Annotated in this window: 1 pseudogene; it reads left to right on the top strand. The window is 56.3% G+C overall.

From position 1 onward, the window contains the following. Nucleotides 1–209, top strand: a pseudogene (locus AAEY79_RS15710) (histidine kinase); the annotation flags it as partial. Between the last annotated feature and the right edge of the window lie 45 nt (nt 210–254).

Below are 254 nucleotides of genomic sequence, written 5' to 3'. Positions count from 1 at the left end.
ATGAGACGTCGCGCAACCCGCAGCTCAAGAACCTGCTGGCCATTTTGAAGATGGCCGAGCATATCTGTTCGTCCTATCGCGTACTGGGTAACCAGGCGGTGGACCATGAGTGGAATGCCATCGGCCATCTGGTGCTGGATTACGTGGGCCTGTCGGACTACGACTTCGAGAGCCTGAAGTTGTCGATCCGCGAACTGGGCGCGCACTGACCCGTTATTCAAGAGGTACACATGCCCGAGTTACCAGAAGTCGAA

The organism is Psychrobacter sp. GW64-MNA-CIBAN-0177 (genome assembly GCF_040309585.1).
In the GTDB taxonomy this organism is placed as follows: domain Bacteria; phylum Pseudomonadota; class Gammaproteobacteria; order Pseudomonadales; family Moraxellaceae; genus Psychrobacter; species Psychrobacter okhotskensis.
Note: the sequence above shows the minus strand (reverse complement) of the source record. Positions and strands in the feature narration are given on the sequence as shown.